At 65.4% G+C, this 17154-nt stretch carries 16 protein-coding genes; 8 read left to right on the top strand and 8 right to left on the bottom strand.

Annotated features, from left to right (window positions below):
• Nucleotides 1-178 precede the first annotated feature (178 nt).
• The 7 genes from ASD34_RS00235 (at nt 179) to ASD34_RS00205 (ending at nt 7902) form a co-directional block, all read left to right on the top strand.
• Complete coding sequence (locus ASD34_RS00235) at nt 179-1009, top strand: ABC transporter ATP-binding protein (protein WP_056571469.1); 831 nt, start codon at nt 179-181, stop codon at nt 1007-1009.
• Nucleotides 1006-1797, top strand: coding sequence for an ABC transporter ATP-binding protein (locus ASD34_RS00230; RefSeq protein WP_056571467.1), 792 nt, complete (start codon nt 1006-1008; stop codon nt 1795-1797). Before ASD34_RS00235 ends, ASD34_RS00230 begins: the two co-directional genes overlap by 4 nt.
• Nucleotides 1790-3652, top strand: coding sequence for an AMP-dependent synthetase/ligase (locus ASD34_RS00225; RefSeq protein ID WP_056571466.1), 1863 nt, complete (start codon nt 1790-1792; stop codon nt 3650-3652). The genes ASD34_RS00230 and ASD34_RS00225 overlap by 8 nt, the downstream gene beginning before the upstream one ends.
• Nucleotides 3649-4521: a branched-chain amino acid ABC transporter permease gene (locus ASD34_RS00220; RefSeq protein WP_056571464.1), complete on the top strand. Its 873-nt coding sequence runs from the start codon at nt 3649-3651 to the stop codon at nt 4519-4521. The genes ASD34_RS00225 and ASD34_RS00220 overlap by 4 nt, the downstream gene beginning before the upstream one ends.
• Nucleotides 4521-5567, top strand: coding sequence for a branched-chain amino acid ABC transporter permease (locus tag ASD34_RS00215; protein ID WP_056571462.1), 1047 nt, complete (start codon nt 4521-4523; stop codon nt 5565-5567). Before ASD34_RS00220 ends, ASD34_RS00215 begins: the two co-directional genes overlap by 1 nt.
• A gap of 51 nt (nt 5568-5618) precedes the next feature.
• On the top strand, nt 5619-6779 hold the full coding sequence (locus tag ASD34_RS00210; protein WP_056571460.1) for an ABC transporter substrate-binding protein: 1161 nt from the start codon (nt 5619-5621) through the stop codon (nt 6777-6779).
• Between the two features lie 247 nt (nt 6780-7026).
• Nucleotides 7027-7902 (top strand): DMT family transporter, encoded by an 876-nt coding sequence (locus tag ASD34_RS00205; RefSeq protein WP_056572423.1) that lies wholly within the window; start codon nt 7027-7029, stop codon nt 7900-7902.
• A 69-nt stretch (nt 7903-7971) separates the two neighbouring features.
• On the opposite strand, the gene ASD34_RS00200 is transcribed toward ASD34_RS00205, so the two are convergent.
• The 8 genes from ASD34_RS00200 to ASD34_RS00165 all read right to left on the bottom strand — a co-directional run bounded on the left by ASD34_RS00200 (nt 7972) and on the right by ASD34_RS00165 (nt 15840).
• Nucleotides 7972-9525 (bottom strand): acyl-CoA synthetase, encoded by a 1554-nt coding sequence (locus tag ASD34_RS00200; protein WP_056571458.1) that lies wholly within the window; start codon nt 9523-9525, stop codon nt 7972-7974.
• 24 nt (nt 9526-9549) lie between these two features.
• Nucleotides 9550-10665: a hypothetical protein gene (locus ASD34_RS00195; RefSeq protein WP_056571456.1), complete on the bottom strand. Its 1116-nt coding sequence runs from the start codon at nt 10663-10665 to the stop codon at nt 9550-9552.
• Nucleotides 10666-10669: 4 nt separating this feature from the next.
• Complete coding sequence (locus tag ASD34_RS00190) at nt 10670-11125, bottom strand: hypothetical protein (protein ID WP_056571454.1); 456 nt, start codon at nt 11123-11125, stop codon at nt 10670-10672.
• Nucleotides 11122-12132 carry a phosphotransferase family protein gene (locus ASD34_RS00185; protein WP_162248670.1) on the bottom strand — a complete coding sequence of 337 codons (1011 nt, stop codon included), beginning with the start codon at nt 12130-12132 and terminating at the stop codon, nt 11122-11124. The genes ASD34_RS00190 and ASD34_RS00185 overlap by 4 nt, the downstream gene beginning before the upstream one ends.
• A gap of 32 nt (nt 12133-12164) precedes the next feature.
• Nucleotides 12165-13472, bottom strand: coding sequence for a TRAP transporter large permease (locus ASD34_RS00180; protein WP_056571449.1), 1308 nt, complete (start codon nt 13470-13472; stop codon nt 12165-12167).
• 1 nt (nt 13473) lies between these two features.
• The gene (locus ASD34_RS00175; protein WP_056571447.1) at nt 13474-13956 is read right to left on the bottom strand and encodes a TRAP transporter small permease; all 483 of its coding nucleotides are present in this window, start codon (nt 13954-13956) and stop codon (nt 13474-13476) included.
• A gap of 3 nt (nt 13957-13959) precedes the next feature.
• Nucleotides 13960-14991: a TRAP transporter substrate-binding protein gene (locus tag ASD34_RS00170; RefSeq protein ID WP_056571445.1), complete on the bottom strand. Its 1032-nt coding sequence runs from the start codon at nt 14989-14991 to the stop codon at nt 13960-13962.
• Nucleotides 14992-15246: 255 nt separating this feature from the next.
• Nucleotides 15247-15840, bottom strand: a complete 594-nt coding sequence (locus ASD34_RS00165) for a TetR/AcrR family transcriptional regulator (RefSeq protein WP_056571443.1) — start codon at nt 15838-15840, stop codon at nt 15247-15249.
• A gap of 141 nt (nt 15841-15981) precedes the next feature.
• Here ASD34_RS00165 and ASD34_RS00160 point away from each other — a divergent pair, with 141 nt between their 5' ends.
• Nucleotides 15982-17145, top strand: coding sequence for an acyl-CoA dehydrogenase family protein (locus ASD34_RS00160; protein ID WP_056571442.1), 1164 nt, complete (start codon nt 15982-15984; stop codon nt 17143-17145).
• Nucleotides 17146-17154 lie beyond the last annotated feature (9 nt).

Genomic DNA, 17154 nt, shown 5'->3' with positions numbered 1-17154 from the left:
CTGAGCCGGGGGGCTGCATTCCGGTTCGTGCGAATACCGCTCCTTCGAGGGTATTCCCCAGCGGCGCAGTCGTACAAGCCTCTCATAATTCGCGCATTGTCAGACCGACGAGACGGTCTATAAAAGAGCAAGTTCCCTTTCACCGGGCCACCGACGACGGCCTCCAATTTCTCGACGTATGGTCATCACTCAACCCTCCAGCGACCCGCCGAAGCCCGCGCTCGCGATCCACAACATCCAGGTGGTCTACGGCGGCGCCATCGAAGCCGTGCGTGACGTGTCGCTGGAAGTCCGGCCCGGCCAGATCGTGGCCCTGCTGGGGTCCAACGGCGCGGGCAAGTCCACGGTCCTCAAGGCCGTGTCGGGCGTGCTGGATGCCGAAGACGGCGAGATCGAGAAGGGCTCGATCCTGCTGAACGGCCAGCCCATCGAAAAGGCGCTGGCGCCCGCCATCGTGCGCCAGGGCATGGTTCAGGTGCCGGAGGGGCGCCGCCTGTTCGCCACGTTGACGGTGGAAGAGAACCTGATCGCGGGGGCGCACCTGCAGTCTGCTGTCAGCCTGGCGCGTGGGCGCGAGGAAGTGTTTGCGCTGTTCCCGCGGCTGGCCGATATGCGCGGCACGGTCGCGGGCTACCTCTCCGGGGGTGAACAGCAGATGGTGGCCATCGGGCGTGCGCTCATGAGCCGGCCGCGCGTGCTGGCGCTCGACGAGCCTTCGCTGGGCCTGGCGCCGCTGATCGTCAGCGAGATCTTCCAGAGCATCCAGAAGCTGCGTGACACCACCGGCTTGACGATCCTGCTGGTCGAGCAGAACGCCAACCGGGCCCTGGCCATTGCCGACTACGCCTACATCATGGAGAACGGCCGCGTCGTGCTGGACGGCACCAGCGAGCAACTGCGCCGCAACGCCGACGTGCGCGAGTTCTACCTTGGCCTGAGCTCGCAGCCCGGGCGCACCAGCATGAAAGACGTCAAGCACTACAAGCGCCGCAAGAGGTGGCTGTCATGAGCACGCCCGCGCAAACCCCGGTTCTGGAGGCGATCGGCATCTCCAAGCGTTTCGGCGGCGTCAAGGCCGTGAACGCAGTCAGCCTGAAGGTGATGCCGGGCGAGATCGTGAGCCTGATCGGCCCCAACGGCGCCGGCAAAACCACCACCTTCAACCTCGTCAGCGGCGTGCTGCCGCCCAGCGAGGGGCAGATCCTGTTCAAGGGCCGGGACACGGCGAAGCTCAAGTCTTCCGAGTTCGCCCGCCTGGGCATCGGTCGCACCTTTCAGAACCTGGCGCTGTTCCGACAGGGCAGTGTGATCGAGAACCTGCTGGTCGGGCGCCACATCCACTTCAACTACTCCGTGCTGGAGTCCCTTGCGTTCTGGGGACGTCCCCGGCGCGAGGAGATCGCCGCGCGCGAAAAGGTCGAACAGATCATCGAGTTCCTGGAGATCGAAGAGCTGCGCGACAAGCCGGTGAGCCAGTTGGCCTATGGCCAGCAAAAGCGCGTCGAACTGGGCCGGGCGCTGGCCTGTGAGCCCAGCTTGCTGCTGCTCGACGAAATCGTGGCGGGCATGAACCGTGAAGAGAAAGAAGACATCGCCCGCTTCACCCTGGACATCCGTGACGAGTTCGGCGTCGCGGTGCTGATGATCGAACATGACATGCAAGTGGTGATGGACCTGTCGGACCGTGTGTACGTGCTGGATTTCGGTTGCCTGATCGCGCAGGGCACGCCAGCCGAAGTGGCCGCGAACCCGGCCGTGCTGGCCGCCTACCTCGGCGAGGAGGGCAGCCATGTTTGAGCACGAACAATTGATTCGCGGCGAAGGCACGCTGCCGACCTTGTTGCGCGCCCGCGCCCGGGAGCGCGGACATCAGGTGGCGCTGCGCGAGAAGGTCAACGGCATCTGGCGCACGCGCACCTGGGCCGACTATTACCGCGACGCACGCCGCACCGCACTGGGCCTGATGAAGCTCGGCCTGCAGCGCGGCGACCGCATCATCATCGCGGCCGAAGGGCTCCCGGAGTGGTTCTATGCCGACCTGGGCGCCCAGATGATCGGCGTGCAGGTGGTGGGCATCTATCCCACCAATCCCTGGGCCGAGGTGCTCTACATCGCAGGCCACTGTCAGGCGAAGGTGGCGATCACCGGCGACCAGGAGCAGACCGACAAGGTGCTCGACGCGATGGCCAGCGAAGCCGGCCTGCCGCATCTGCAGCATCTCTTTTGCATCGACATGAAGGGCCTGCGCCGCTACGAGTCTGGCCGGCCGCACAGCTTCGCGCATCTGATGGCGCTGGGCGACCAGCTCGCGGCCGAAGATGCCACTGCGGAAAAGCGGCTCGACGCCAGCATCGAAAGCCTGGTGCCGGACGACGTCAACATCCTTGTCTACACCTCCGGGACCACGGGGCCACCCAAGGGGGCGATGCTCACGCACCGCAACTTCATCTACGGCACCTATGCCTACCGCGCCGCGCGGCAGATGCACGACCAGCCGTTCGAGTCGGTGTGCTACCTGCCCTTGTGCCACGTGGCGGAGCGCGCCTACTCCACGGTGCAGCACCTGGTCTCGGGCGGTTGCGTGAACTTTGCCGAGTCGGTTGACACGGTGGCCACCAACATCCGCGAGATCGCGCCGACCTTCTTCCTCGGCGTGCCGCGCATCTGGGAGAAGCTGCAGCAGGGCTTCGAATTCAAGATGCAGGATGCCAGTCGCCTGTCCCGCTGGGTCTACCGCGTGGGCATGAAGCGCGGGCGGGTGCTGTCCGATCGCCGCGCGGTCAAGGGCCGTCTCACGGCACTGGGCGATCGGCTGGAGTTCGGCTTCTGGTACGCCGCGCTGTTTCGCAACATGCAGCGTCACATGGGGCTGAACCGCACCCATACCCGCATGTGCGGCGGCGCGTCGGTGTCGCCCGAGACCCTGCGCTTCTTCGACATCATCGGCGTGCCGGTGGGCCAGGGCTACGGACTCACCGAGTCGTGCGGACTGGGCTTCGTGCAGGTGCCAGGACGCCCCTTCCTGAATGCCAGTTGCGGGCCTGCCATGCCGGGCACGGAATGGAAGCTCGGCGAGGATGGCGAGGTCTTCCTGCGTTCGCCCGGCGTCTTCAAGGGCTACCTGTTCGACGACAAGGGCACGAGCGAGATCCTGCAGGCCGACGGCTGGCTCGCCTCCGGCGACATCGTGGAGTTGCGGGGCGACGACGAGGTCGCGGTGGTCGACCGCAAGAAGGCCATCATCATCACCAGCGGCGGCAAGAACATCGCGCCCTCGGAGATCGAGAACGCGCTGAAGGACAGCCCGTACATCCGCGAGGCCATCGTGGTGGGGGAGGGCCGCAAGTTCCTGGGCGGCCTGATCCAGATCGACTTCGACAGCGTGGGCCGGTGGGCCGCCGATCGCGACCTGCAATACACCACCTTCAAGTCGGTGACGCTCCTGCCCGACGTCGTGGCGCTCATCCAGGGCGTGGTCGACGAGGTGAATTCGCGTTTCGCGCGGGTGGAAAACATCCGCAGGTTCGTGCTCCTCGAGAAAGAGCTGGACCACGACGACGGCGAGATCACCGCCACACAGAAGGTCCGCCGCGGCCTCATCAACAAGAAGTTCGCGCGCGAGCTCGAACAGATCTACGGGCAAGCGTCATGAGCTATTTCATCGAACTGGTCGTCTCGGGCCTGGCGATCGGTGCCATCTACGGACTGGTCGCCATGGGCTTCGCGGTGATCTACAAGGCCACGGGCATCGTCAATTTCGCACAGGGCGAGATGGGCATGCTCACCGCGTATGCCTCCTGGTCGATCGCCGTCACGCTGGGCACCGGCGCGGTGTTGACGGTGCTGGTCGCGGTGGTGGTGGGCGCGCTGTTGGGGCTGATCTGCGAGCGGCTCATCATGCGTCCCATGCTCGGCGAATCGGTGCTGTCCGTCGTGCTGGTGACGGTGGGCCTCTCGGTGATGCTGCGTTCGCTGGTCACCCTGATCTGGGGCGCCTCGCCGCACAAGTTCGCGGTGGCGGGCGCGGACACCATCGTGCACCTGGGCGGGATCGGCATGCGCGTGAGCCAGATCGCCGTGATCGCCGTGCTGCTGCTGGCGCTGGCGGGCTTCTGGGTCTTCCTGAGCCGCAGCCGCTTCGGCGTGGCCATGCGCGCGGTGGCGGCCGATGAGAAAACCGCGCGCCTGATGGGCGTGTCCACGGCGCGCGTGCAGGCGGTGGCATGGGCGGCGGCGTCGGGCCTTGCCGGCCTCGCGGGGGCCTTCTTCGCGGTCATCTATGGCCTGGCACCCACCATCTTCGAACTCGGCCTGAAAGCCTTTCCCGCCACGGTGCTGGGCGGCTTCGACGCCATCCTGGGCTCGGGCGTCAGCGGCCTGGTGATCGGTGTGCTGGAAAACCTCGTGGGCGGCTATCTGCCCAGCACGCTCAAGGAGATCGCCGGCTTCGTCCTGATCCTGGTGGTCCTGATGGTGCGGCCCTTCGGTCTGTTCGGTGAAAAAAGAATTGAGAGGGTCTGATGCGCAGCGGCTTCTTCAAACAAAAGTACAGCGACCTGGTGGTCCTGACGGACTCGCCCGCGGTGAAAGTCTGGGTGGCGCTGTTGCTGATCGCGCTGATCGGGGCGCCGTTCTTCATGAGCACCTATGTGCTGTCGCACATGACGGTGATCCTGTTCACGATCGTGGGCGCTTTGGGCCTGATGGTGCTCACCGGGTTCACCGGGCTGATCTCGCTGGGCCACGTCGGCTTCCTCATGCTCGGTGGATACGCCTATGCGATCAGCGTCGCGCGGCTGGGCCTGCCACCCGAACTCGCACTCGTGATGTCGGGCATCGTTCCTGCAGCCTTCGGGCTGATCGTGGGCATCCCGTCGCTGCGGCTGCATGGGCTCTACCTTGCCATCACGACGCTGGCGTTCGCGCACATCGTGAGCGCCGGCATCCTGGCAGGCGGAAAGTTCACCGGCGCGGGCAGCGGGATCCCGGTCGAGCGCCCGGTCCTGTTCGGCATGGACCTGTCCAGCGACAGAGCCTTCTACTGGTTCTGCGTGGCGATGTGCGTGCTGGCCGTGCTGGTGGTGCTGAATCTGCGGCGCTCCTATGTCGGACGGGCGCTGGTGGCGATCCGCGACAACGACATCGCGGCACGCACCATGGGCATCAGCCTGGTGCGCTACAAGCTGCTGGCATTTCTCGTGAGCGCGGCACTCACCGGTGTGGCCGGGGCGCTGATGGGCATGTACATGAGCATCGTCTCGGTGGAGGGCTATCCCTTCCTGCTAAGCATCGAGGCGCTGGCGGTGATCATCGTCGGCGGCATCGGCTCCGTGCTCGGTGCCGTGCTGGGCGCCGTCTTCATCGTCAGCATGCCCGAGGTCTTCTCGGCGCTGATGGCCGGCCTGGGCGGCCGGCTGGCCGAGCTCATGACGACCAGCGCGCACGAGATCAAGACCATTCTTTACGGTCTGGCCATCGTCGCCTTCCTGCGCTTCGATCCGCGCGGCCTGCGCGGCATGTGGCACGACCTGCGTCACGCGTGGGTGTTCTGGCCGCTGCGCTACTGAATCCCTTGAGATTTTCCAACGGCTGATTGCCACAACCATCAGGAGACATCCATGAAGCACAAACTCTTGCGGCTTGCCGCCGCCAGCCTGCTGGCCGCCGGTGTCGCCGTGCCCGCATCGGCGCAGCAGCAGGGCGTGACGGACACCGAGATCGTCATCGGCGACATCCTGCCGCTGACCGGACCGCCCGCCATGCTGGGCGTGGCGCACAACCTGGGCGTGAAGGTCGCGGTCGCCGAGGCCAACGCCAACGGCGGCATCCACGGCCGCAAGCTGCGCCTGGTCTCCGAGGACGACGGCTACGTGCCTTCGCGCACGATCCAGGGCGTTCGCAAGCTGCTCAACAGCGACAAGGTCTTCGCATTCACCTCGATCTCGGGCACGGCCCAGGCGCAGGCCGCGATGTCGCTCTTCAAGCAGGCCGGCGTCCCTGCCATGGCGCCCATCACCACCTATGAAGGGCTCTACAAGCCGACCATCAAGAACGTGTTCGCGGTGGGCTACGACATGCGCGAAGCGGTCTACGGCCTGGTGGTCCAGATGGCGGAGCGTTACCCCGGCAAGAAATGGGCGCTGATCTCGCAGGACGACGACTACGGCGAGAACGTGCGCGACGGGTTCGAGCGCGCAGCCAAGGAGAAGAAGCTGGAGCTGGTCTCCAGCCAGATCTTCAAGAAGGGCCAGTCGGACTTCTCATCGGAAATCCTCAAGGTCAAGCAGGCCGGCGCCGAAGCGTTGATGGCGGGTGGCGTGCTTGGCGAGAACGTCACCATGGTCAAGGAGCTCGAGCGCATCGGCCACAAGATTCCAGTCGGCGTGACCTACGTTTCGCGCGTGCCCGCCAGCGCCAAGATGATGGGTTCGGCCGGCGAGAACGTGTACACGGTGGACTACGTCTACCTGGAGAGTGCGCCGGAGGCGAAGGGCTTCATGGAGAAGCTCGACCGGCATCTTTCCGCGGAGGAGCGCACGCGCGTGAACCGCTACTCGTTCACCGGCTACGCCGCGGCGCGCGCACTGTTCGCGGCGATGGAGCGCTGCGGCAAGGCGCTGACCTGGGACTGCACCAACGTGGAACTGGCCAAGGTCAGCAAGCTGGAAACGGGTGCCATGACGCCGATCAGCTTCTCGGCGACGAACCATCTGGCGGCACCCAAGCTGTTCCTGCTCAAAGCCGATCCGGCCACCTCCACCTACAAGCTGATGCAGTAATGAGCCCCGCGGGCGCGTCACGCGTCCGCCTTGACGCCTTCGGACGGAGACGCCATTCAGAAACAGGGGTGCGATGCCATCGGACCGTTCACCGCGCGCCAGTATTCAATGAAGAACGTGCCGTCGACCACTTCGTGGCGATGCCACCCGTCCCGGTGGGTAAAACGACACGCCACGTTCGACACTGGCTGGCGTGGGCCAGGCGGGGCCGCTGTATCGGCGCGGGCTGATCGCACTCCCAACGTTCATGCTTGCCCGCCATTTTTTTATGCTCGTGTTGCTCTCGGCCACCTGGGGCGGCTCGTTCGTGCTGCTGCGCATCGCTACGCCGGCGCTGGGCCCTTGGGGTGTGGCGGGACTGCGCTGCCTGCTCGCGACAGGCGTCCTCGCCTTGATCATGCATGCCACGCGAATGCGCTGGCCACCGCGCTCGGCTTGGCCCGCGCTGGCATTTGTCGGGCTGCTGACACTGGTTTGCCCTTACGTTCTCTTTCCGTTGGCAGCGCTGGTACTGCCGGCAGGCTACTCCTCGGTGCTCAATACCACGGCGCCGCTATTCGGCGTACTCGGGGCGGTTGCACTGGGTGATGAGAAGCTTGCAATCCGACGCCTGATCGGTTGCGCACTCGGGCTGGTCGGGGTTGTTTTGCTGATGCAACTCGGGCCGGTGGTTGTGTCGACCACCACGATTCTCGGCGCACTTGCTTGCACACTGGCTGCGGCGACCTACGGCATCGGGGCGATCTTCATGAAGCGTGCCACGCGAGACCACGACGCCTTGCCCGTGGCCGCTGCCGCACATGTCGCGGCGAGCGTGGTGCTGTTGATTCCAACGGTGCTTGCCGGACCGCGCATCCAGGTCACATGGTCAGGCATGTTTTCGCTGGTGATTCTGGGCACGGTCACCTCGGGGTTGATGTACTGGGCGAGCCTGCGACTGATGCGCGAGGTGGCCGCCAGTGCCGCTACCGCGGCTGCGTTCCTGATTCCTTTTTTTGGTGTGGCCTGGGGCCGTCTGTTCCTGGCGGAGCCCTTCACGTCCGGAATGCTGCCCGGGTGCCGGCTGGTGCTTGCGGCAACGTTGCTGGTCACCGGTTTCAATCCGCTGCGCCGGAGGTCCTGAAGCGCATGGCTTGTCGAGGCCGACACCGAAGGTGCATCTCAGGTGTCGGAAAGCGGTCGAGTGGCGCGTTCAATTGACTGACCGTGTGCTTCCCTTCCAGTACGGCTCGCGGAGCACGTTCTTCATGATTTTTCCGGCACCCGACAAAGGCAGCGCGTCGAGAAACTGAACCTTGCGGGGGCACTTGTAGTTGGCAATGAGGGCACGGCAGTGCTCGATGATCTCTTGCTCGGTCACCTCATGCGCGTCCTTCAGGGAGATCACGGCCAATACGGCCTCGCCCCACTTTTCATCGGGGATGCCGATGACGGCGCACTCCTTGACGGCCGGATGTGCGTGCACGGCATTTTCGACCTCGCGCGAGTAGATGTTTTCGCCGCCACTGATGATCATGTCTTTCACGCGGTCGACGATGTAGATGAAGCCGTCTTCGTCCATCCAGGCTCCGTCGCCGGTATGCATCCAGCCGTCCCGAATCGCGGCGGCCGTCGCATCAGGCTTGTTCCAGTAGCCCAGCATCACCTGCGGTCCGCGTACCGCGATTTCACCGGACGTTCCGCGGGGCAGCTCGTTGCCCTCTGGGTCCACGATCTTCACATCCACCCCATACGCGGCGCGACCTGCGGCCTTTCGCTTGTGAGGGCCGTGCTCGCCGTCGAAGTGGTAACGCCAGGGCAGACTCACCGTCAGTGCGGCGGTCTCCGTCATGCCGTAGCCCTGAATGAACTCCCAGCTCGGCAGTTTCGCGATCGCCGTGGCCAGCACAGAGTCTGGAATCGGCGAGGCGCCGTACTCGCAGTAGCGCACGCTGGTCAAGTCGTAACGGTCGAAGTCCGGGTGGTTCAAAAGCATGTTGATCATGGTCGGCACAAACAACACGTAGTTGATCCTGTGCGTCTGGATCGCCTCAAAGGCCAGTTGCGCGTCGAACTTGGGCAGGCATACGTGTGTGCCGCCGGCCAGCGTCAGTGCGAAGGCCGGCGACGATCCGGCCAGGTGAAAGAGACCTGCCGAATGCATGTAGGTCGTCTGGTCGCTGAAATGCAGCGTGGCGATCCAGTTGATGGAAGCCGCGATGAAGTTCGTGTGCGACAGCATCACCCCCTTGGGATGCCCCGTGGTGCCGCCCGTGTAGTAAATGCCGCAGAGCTGGTCGTCGCGGCCACAGGCGTCGGCCATGGGCTCCGACTGGGTGATCAAACCCTCGTAGGCGTGCATCCCGGCGGGCGTGGGCTGGTCGCCCATGTGCACCACGTGCTGCATGGCATGGCCCTTGAGGAGCGCCGGGACCTGGTCCGCAAAGCCGTCGTCCACTATCAGCCCATGACAGCCCGCGTCGTTCAGGCTGTAGACGTTCTCAGGAACAGCCCAGCGCGTGTTCAGAGGCACGATCACCAGGTTGGCCCACGCCGCGGCGAAGAACAGCTCGATGTAGTTGTCGCTGTTGAAGGCCAGCACCGCCAGGCGATCACCGGGCTTCAAGCCGAGCTGACAGAGACCGGCGGCCAAGCGCGGCACGCGCGCGCCCACTTCGCTCCAGCTTCGCTTGCGGTCCTGGTAGATGGTGGCGGTATGCCGGGCGCGCGTCTGCACAGCGCGAGAAAGGGCTTGGGTCAGTTGCATGGGGCGGCTCTCCTGCGCGCAGGCTTACAGCGCCGGGTGCTTCTGCGGCAGTGGGTAGCGCGGGTACCCCGCGGCCACACCGTATTCACTGATGCCGATGCCGGACTCGCCGTCGGTGTGCACACGAAGCACGTGATCGCCCAGGGTGCGCGCGCGTTCACGCGTGAGTGCATCGTCCAGGTTCCAGACATCGTGGCTTTCGGCGTAGGCGCCTTTGTCGTCGCCGTGATTCCAACCGTCCCAGCCACCGTAGAGGCCGCCTTTCAGGTAATACCGCGCAGGCAGCGCTTCCAGCCGGAGGATTCGGGGTGAGCCCTGATCGAAAGACAGACGCAGCTCACCGCCCGTGATAGTTTGGCCCAGCGGGTCGTCGGCCCATTGCAGGTCGTGCTCGGCGCCCGTGAGTTCGCGGTGGCGCACGCTGCCATCAGCCTGGCGCTGGTACTCGGCGCCTGACAGGTAGTAGGGCTTGCCGGGCTCGCGCTCTTTCAGGAACATCGACACGCCCAAGGTCGGCGTCTGCAGCATTGACCACGTCCAGAAGAACTTCTTGTGCGTCTGCATGGGAGGCGAGGCCCAATCGGTGCGCATCTCCGAGCGGATGCCCCAGGAGCGGTCACGCTGACCCCACCAGGTGGCCGGTGTGAGCTCGTGGCGCTTCCCGCCCACGCGGAGCCAGCCGCGCCAGCGGCCGAACTGCGCCACGCGCGCCAGGTCTTCTTCGACGTCGCCATCGCGTTCGCGTCGGCTCTGCTTTTCCTGGGCGGCGGGGAAGGCAGCCTGGAATTCCAGCTCGAAGGCGATGCCTGAAGCGTTGTCGCGCAGCGTGAGTCGGTGCAGTTGGTGACCCTGCACGACGTCCAGCCGAAGGGGACCCACTTCCAGGTCCAGCGGGTTCGCACCCAATTGGCGCGACGCGCGGAAGTTGTGTTGGGTGCGTCCCACCGTGACACCTGCAAAGGCGTCCATGACGCCGCGGTTCGGGTAGTAGCCAAAACCCACGTCCAGCAGCAGTGGGGTGCCGTCGATGGGGTGCGCGGTGTACCAGTAGCGCTCGGTGAAACGAGCGTCCCCGTTGCCGGCTTGTGCAAAGGTGCCGGGGGTCTGGTGGCCGATCAGGTCGTCCTGGGGAGTCAGCATGATGTCAATCCTTGGAGGCAGCGGCCGTCATGGCGCTGAAGTCGGTCAGGGGGATGCGCTTGCGCTCGATGAGCAGTTGCTCGCGCAAGGCGTGGAGCAGGATGGTGTCGAGCTCGACCTCGGTGTCCCGCGGCAGCGATGGACCCTGCTGGTCGAGCCAGTCGGTGAGCTCGCGCACACGCGCCTCGGCGCCCGGCAAGTCGGCTGCTTCAGGCGCAGCCGGCAGGCTCAGGCCGGCGCGCGCGACCCGCTCGGCAAACCGCCTGGTGCCTTCGCGCAACGCCGTGGCCTGTGCCTGCAGAGGCTGCGGGTCCCACACCGCCATGCCGGCGAGTTTTCCGAGGATGTCGTGCACGGCGGCGAGTTGGCCGCGTGCCACGTCGCTCGTCAGTTCGGGGGCCACCGCGTCGCTCAGGGTGCGGCGCAGCGCTTCCATCAGTCCGGCCAGGTCGGTGTTCATGCGGCCTCCGAAATCAGGCGATTGAGCTCCAGCAGCGTCGACGCCACCTGAAAGCCCATGGAGGCCATGCGCACGTCGTGTCCGCGGCCACTGTCCACACGGTGTGCCGCGCTCAGCAGCATGGACGCGCTCTTGAACAGGCCCAGCACCTCGTAGTAGTGCAGCGCCTGCGGATCCAGGATGAGGCCCGTCTGCTTCGCGTAGGCCTCGAAGAACGCCGCGCGCTCCATGAGGCCGCCGACCCGCCCCGTGCCGCCCGAGAAGATGCGCAGCGCACCCCAGGCCAGATCTTCATGCGGGTCGCCCGGGTGCACCAGCTCCCAGTCGAGCACGGCCGTGATGCGCCCGTCTTGCTGCAGAAAATTGCCCACGCGGTAGTCGCCGTGAACGATCACCACCCGCGGCGCCTTGGGCGCGTGGCGCAGCAGCCAGCGCATGGCATGGTGCAGTTGCGCCGGCGCCTGCGACGCGTCATCGGCGAAGCCGGCGTGGCGCCACCAGTACAGAACCTGGTCGCGCGCCACCGAGTCTTCGCTCACCGTGCCCCACAGGCGCTTGAGCGCCGTGTTTTGCCAGTCCACCTGATGAAGCGCGGCAAGCGCACTCACGAAGTCGGATGCCAGGCTGGCGTTGTGCGCCTCGCCGCGCGCCTCCGCCGCGCCTTTCCAGGGCATGGGCGTGTCGCCCATCACGCGCCCGGTCACCAAGAAGGGCGCGCCGATCACGGCGGGGTCGTCGCTGAAGGCGAAGACGCGCGGCACCGGCAGCGCCGCATTGCCCTGCAGCGCCTCCAGCGCACGGTATTCGGGCTCGGCCTGGTAGGGCGCGAGCAGGCCACGCGGGTCGCCGATGCGCAGGATCAATTCCAGGGCCTGGCCACCGTCTTGTGGTGTGGCCGTGAAGCCCACCGTGATCCAGGAGAAGCCTGCAGGGAAGCGGCGCCAACCGTCCAGCCGCAGCGGGCGCTGCAAGGCTTGTGAAAAAAAGGCGCCGAGTCGTTCACTCAAGGCGTCTGTGGAAAGGTCAAGTCTGGATTCGCTCATCCACCGGCGCTCTTGAACAACAGATTGGGCAGCCACAGGCTCAACGCCGGCACCGAAGCGATCAGCATCACGCGCAGCAGGTCGGCCACGATAAAAGGCAACACGCCGCGCACGATCGAGCCCATGGCGATGTCGGGCGTGACCGAACGGATCACGAACAGGTTGACGCCGATCGGGGGCGTGATGAGACCGATCTCGACCACCACCACGATCAGGATGCCGAACCACACCGGGTCGAAACCCAGCGAGAGCACGATGGGAAAGAAGATGGGCACGGTGAGCAGGATCATCGACAGGCTCTCGAGCACGCAGCCGAGCACCAGGTAGATCGCGATCATCACCATGATGACGCCGAAGGGCGGCAGGCCACTGCCTTGGACCAGCGCCAGCAGGCCTTCATGGACACCCGTGATGTTCACGAACTCGCCGAACAGCGCCGCGCCCAGGATGATGGCAAACATCATCGCCGAGGTGCGCGTGCTGTCGGCGAAGATCTCACGGATTTGCGCCAGCGTGAGATTGCGCCGCGTGAGCGCGAACAGCAGCGCTGCCGCCGCGCCGATGCCCGAGGCTTCCACCGAGGTGAACAGGCCGCCATAGATTCCGCCCATGACGATGCCGAAGATCGCGGCCACGGGCCACAGGGTGCGCAGCAGCGAGCGCCCGTCCATCTTCATGCGCTCCGTGCTCGGGGGCGCTTGCGACGGGTCGCGCCAAACCATGTAGCGAACCGCGATCATGTACCCGATGACGGCCACGAGGCCCGGCACGATGCCGGCCGCGAACAACATGCCGATGTGGGTCTGCGTGGCCACGCCGTAGACCACCATGATCACCGAGGGCGGGATCAGAATGCCCAGCGTGCCGCCTGCGGCAACAGCGGCGGAGGCCAGCTTGTCGCCATAGCCGAGGCGGCGCATTTCGGGGATGGCGACCTTCCCCATGGTGGCCGCCGTCGCCACACTGGAGCCACAGATGGCGCCAAAGCTGCCGCAGGCGACCACGGTGGCCATCGCCACACCGCCGCGGCGCCGCCCGATCAGGGCCTGCGCAGCGCGGAACAGGTCACCCGAAATGCCGGCGCCCGCCACGAGGTTGCCCATCAGGACGAACAGCGGCAGTACGATGAGCGTGTAGACCAGGGTGCTGTCGCGCGTGATGGTGGCGACCATGCTGATCGCGGGCGTCCAGCCGTTGAGTACAAGCACCCCACCGAAGCCCACCAGCCCGAGGGCGGTGGCGATCGGCACTTGCAGGAGGATCAGCGCGAAGGCGATCAGAAAGCCGATGGAGATCGCGAGCATCTCAGCCTCCCAGACCGGTGGGTGACGCTTCTTCGCGCCAGACGCCGAGCGCGTGTGCGACGAAGATCAGGGCGCTCAAGGCGGCGAGCCCGGCCATGCACCACAGCACCCAGGCCGTGGGGATTCCGAGCAGGGCCGAGGCATCGCCGAACTCGGCCGAGCGCAGGGCCTGCCGCCCGCAACACCAGGTGAGCAGGCCGAACAACAAGGCCCCGACCACGCCGGACAGCACGCGCTGAGCCGTTCGCGCAGCGCGCGCCACCGGAATCAGGTCGACCACGATGTGGCCACCGCGCCGTGCCAGGACCGGATAGAGCGCGAACACCATCAGAGCGAGCATCACTTCCGCGAGCTCCGTTCCCCACAGCAAGGGGCTGTTGAAGAGGTTGCGGCCCAGCACGTCGATGAAAACGATGAGCATCAAGGCCAGCAAGGCCAGCGTGCCCGCGGCCGTGAGCCCGCGCTCGATCTTTCCTTGCGCCATCGCTTATTTCCCGGCGGCCACGTCGGCACGCAGCTGGTCCAAGAGCTTCTGCGGATCGGCAACGCCCTTCTTCTTGGCCTTCTCAACCCAGTCCTTCTCGACTGGTGCGAGCACCTTCTTCATTTCAGCGACCAGCGCGGGCGGTGCCGTCTCCACGCTCTTGCCTGCCTTGCGCAAGCCGTCGAAGGCAGCGCGGTCGCCCTTGGCGTAGGCGGCCCCGATCTTGGTGGCGAAAGCGTCGCCGCTGATGCGCATGATGGCTTCGCGGTCCTCGGCGCGCAGGGACTTCCACTTGTCTTCGTTGATGCCGAGCACCAGCACGGTGTTGTAGATCGCACCTGGCACGATGGTGGCGTAGGGCACCAGCTCGTTGAGCTTGAAGGCTGGAATGGACTCTGGCGGCATCAGAGTGCCGTCCAGCACGCCCGACGACATCAGCTCATAGGTCTCGCTCACGGGCTTGCTCACCGGTACCGCGCCCAGCAACTGCAGCGCCTGCGTAGCGCTGGCCTGCGGACTGCGGATCTTCAGACCCTTGAAGTCGTCCACGCTGCGCAGCGCGCGCTTGGAGTTGAACAGCTGGCCGGGCGAGACCACGTAGACCGACAGCGGGTACACGCCCTTGAATTCGCCGTAGCTGGCCAGGTGCTTGCGAAAGAAGCGGTCGGCGACGGGAGCGAGGATTTCCGGGTTGTCGCTCACGAACGGCATCTGCAGTCCCTCGAGCACGTCAAAGCGGTTGGGCGTGTAGCCGGGAATGAACACCACGAGATCGGCTTGTCCGTCGCGCGCCACGTCGAACTGCGCGGGCAGTGTGCCCACCACCTTGGGCAGGGTGTCGATCTTCACGCGGCCGGCAGTTACTTTCGCGACCTCGGCAATCCACGGCTCGATGACCTCCATGCGCATGGCCTGGCCGGCCGGAAGCCAGTTGGAGTACTTGATCACAGTGGTCTGGGCGATGGCGGGGACGGATGCCGCGAAGGCGCCGGCCAGCGCCACGACGCCAAAGATGCGGCGGGTGTGGGAAATCATGGTTTGTTTGTCTCTGATGGTTTTCGGGGTCACCCGTCGGGCGTGAGAACGCAACTGCGTGGTGAGAAATAATAATAGACCGACGCGGCGGTCTATGCAAGCGGGTGGAGGCGCGAAGTGATTGCGCTGGACGCCGCTTCCGATTTTTTCCTACCGAAGAATCTCTGGATGGAAAGCCTCAAGCAGCGAGGCCGACTTGCGCGCGCAGTACCGAGCGGGTGGCGTCGTCGGCCCGAAGCAGGGAGGACGCGTCCCTTAACCCTTCTCAGCGATGAAGCCATGGAGAAACAGGCGCGCCATACGGTCGCACAGTTCCTGGGGCTTCACTGGGCCAGTGGACGAATACCAGAAGTCGGTCCAGTTGAGCATGCCCACCAGCATCATGGTGTAGGGCTTGTACAGGTGGTCGGCCAGGTGCGGGTTCAGCTCCCGCAGCAAGCCCGCAACGAGTTCCGCCAGCTGGCGCTGCAGCGCAATGAGCGGCGCCTGCTTGGCCTTGGGAAGGAACTTCACATCGCTCATCGCGACCATGTGGCGGCGGCGCGACTGGACCGACTTCTGCATGTAGGCCTGGACCAGCCGCTGCATCCGTTCGCCCGGTTTTCCCTTGCCGGTCAGCGCTTCTTCCAGGGCCGCGATCAGCCGCTGCAGATGCTCCTGCAGCATCGCAAACAGCAGATCGTCTTTCGCCGGGAAGTAGTGGTAGAGCATCGACTTGGTCGCCCCGCATGCCTTGGCCACGTCCTGCATCTTCGCCGCGGGGTAGCCCTCCTTGGCGAAAAGGGCGGCAGCACAGTCCATGATGGCCTGGCTCTTGGATTCATAGTCGTCTGAACGTACGCGCGGCATGCGGTCCTCCTTGGGGCGCGAAGTGTAGCAAGCGCTGCTTGCACAGAGTCGATTGCGTCATTAAAATAAACCGACGTGCCGGACTATTAATTGATGGGCGCGCTTGTTCTTCGAACTGAATCCTTCACTGCATCCACTTCCATGACCGAATTCGAATTTCTGGAGCCCGACCTTCTCGACGAAGACCTGCGCATGGTGCGCGAGCAAGTGCGCCGCTTTGTCCGCGAGCGCATCGTTCCGTGCGCCGATGCCTGGGAGGTCTCGGGAGAAATCCCACGCGAGCTGTTCCGCGATCTCGGCCAGCTCGGCTTCCTCGGGATGCGCCATCCGGTCGAATACGGCGGCGGCGGCATGGGCCCGTTGGCCTCCGTGGTTCTGGGGGAAGAGCTGGCACGCTCCGGTTACGGCGGCGTGGCCTCGGCGCTCACGGTGCACAGCGACATGTCGATTGGTCACATCGCGCACCGCGGCACGCACGAGCAGAAACTCAAATACCTTCCCGCGGCCTGCGCGGGAGAAAAGGTGGGCGCCGTGTGCGTCACTGAGCCGAATGCGGGCTCGGACGTCGCGGGCCTGAAGACGCGCGCGCAGCGCACGCCCGATGGCGGTTGGGTGGTCAACGGTTCCAAGACCTTCATCACCAACGGCGTGTACGGCGACATCTTCATCGTGGCCGCCCGCACCGATCCCGATGCCAAGGGCAGCCGAGGCATCTCGCTGTTCATCGTCGACAAGGACAACCCCGGCCTGAAGGTGGCGCGCCAGTTCGACAAGCATGGCTGGCGCTCGTCCGACACCGCCGAGCTGTTCTTCGACGACATGAAGCTGGCACCCGATGCGCTGTTGGGCGAGGAGGGCAAGGGCTTCTACTACATCATGAGCACGTTCCAGAACGAGCGGCTGGTGGTGGGTGCGCTGGTCTCGGGCACCTGTGCCCGCGCCATCGAACTGACGGTGGACTACGTGCGCCAGCGCCAGGCGTTCGGCAAGACGCTGTGGGACCAGCAGGTGGTGCGCAACAAGCTCTCCTGGGTCGCGTCCAAGGCCGCAGCGGCGCGTGCGCTCACCTACCAATGCGCGCAGATGATCGCCGAGGGCAAGGACACCGTGCGCGAAGTGTCGATGCTCAAGGCCTTCGCGGCGGAGACGCTCCAGGAGGTGGTGCACACCTGCCTGCAGCTGCATGGCGGCACAGGCTTCATCATCGGCACACCGGTGGAGCGCATGGCGCGCGACGCCCGCATCCTGACCATCGGCGGTGGCGCTACCGAGGTGATGCTCGAAGAAGTTGCCAAGCGCATGTGAGCAGCGATG

It is taken from the genome of Variovorax sp. Root473 (assembly GCF_001426505.1).
GTDB lineage: Bacteria > Pseudomonadota > Gammaproteobacteria > Burkholderiales > Burkholderiaceae_C > Variovorax.
Note: the sequence above shows the minus strand (reverse complement) of the source record. Positions and strands in the feature narration are given on the sequence as shown.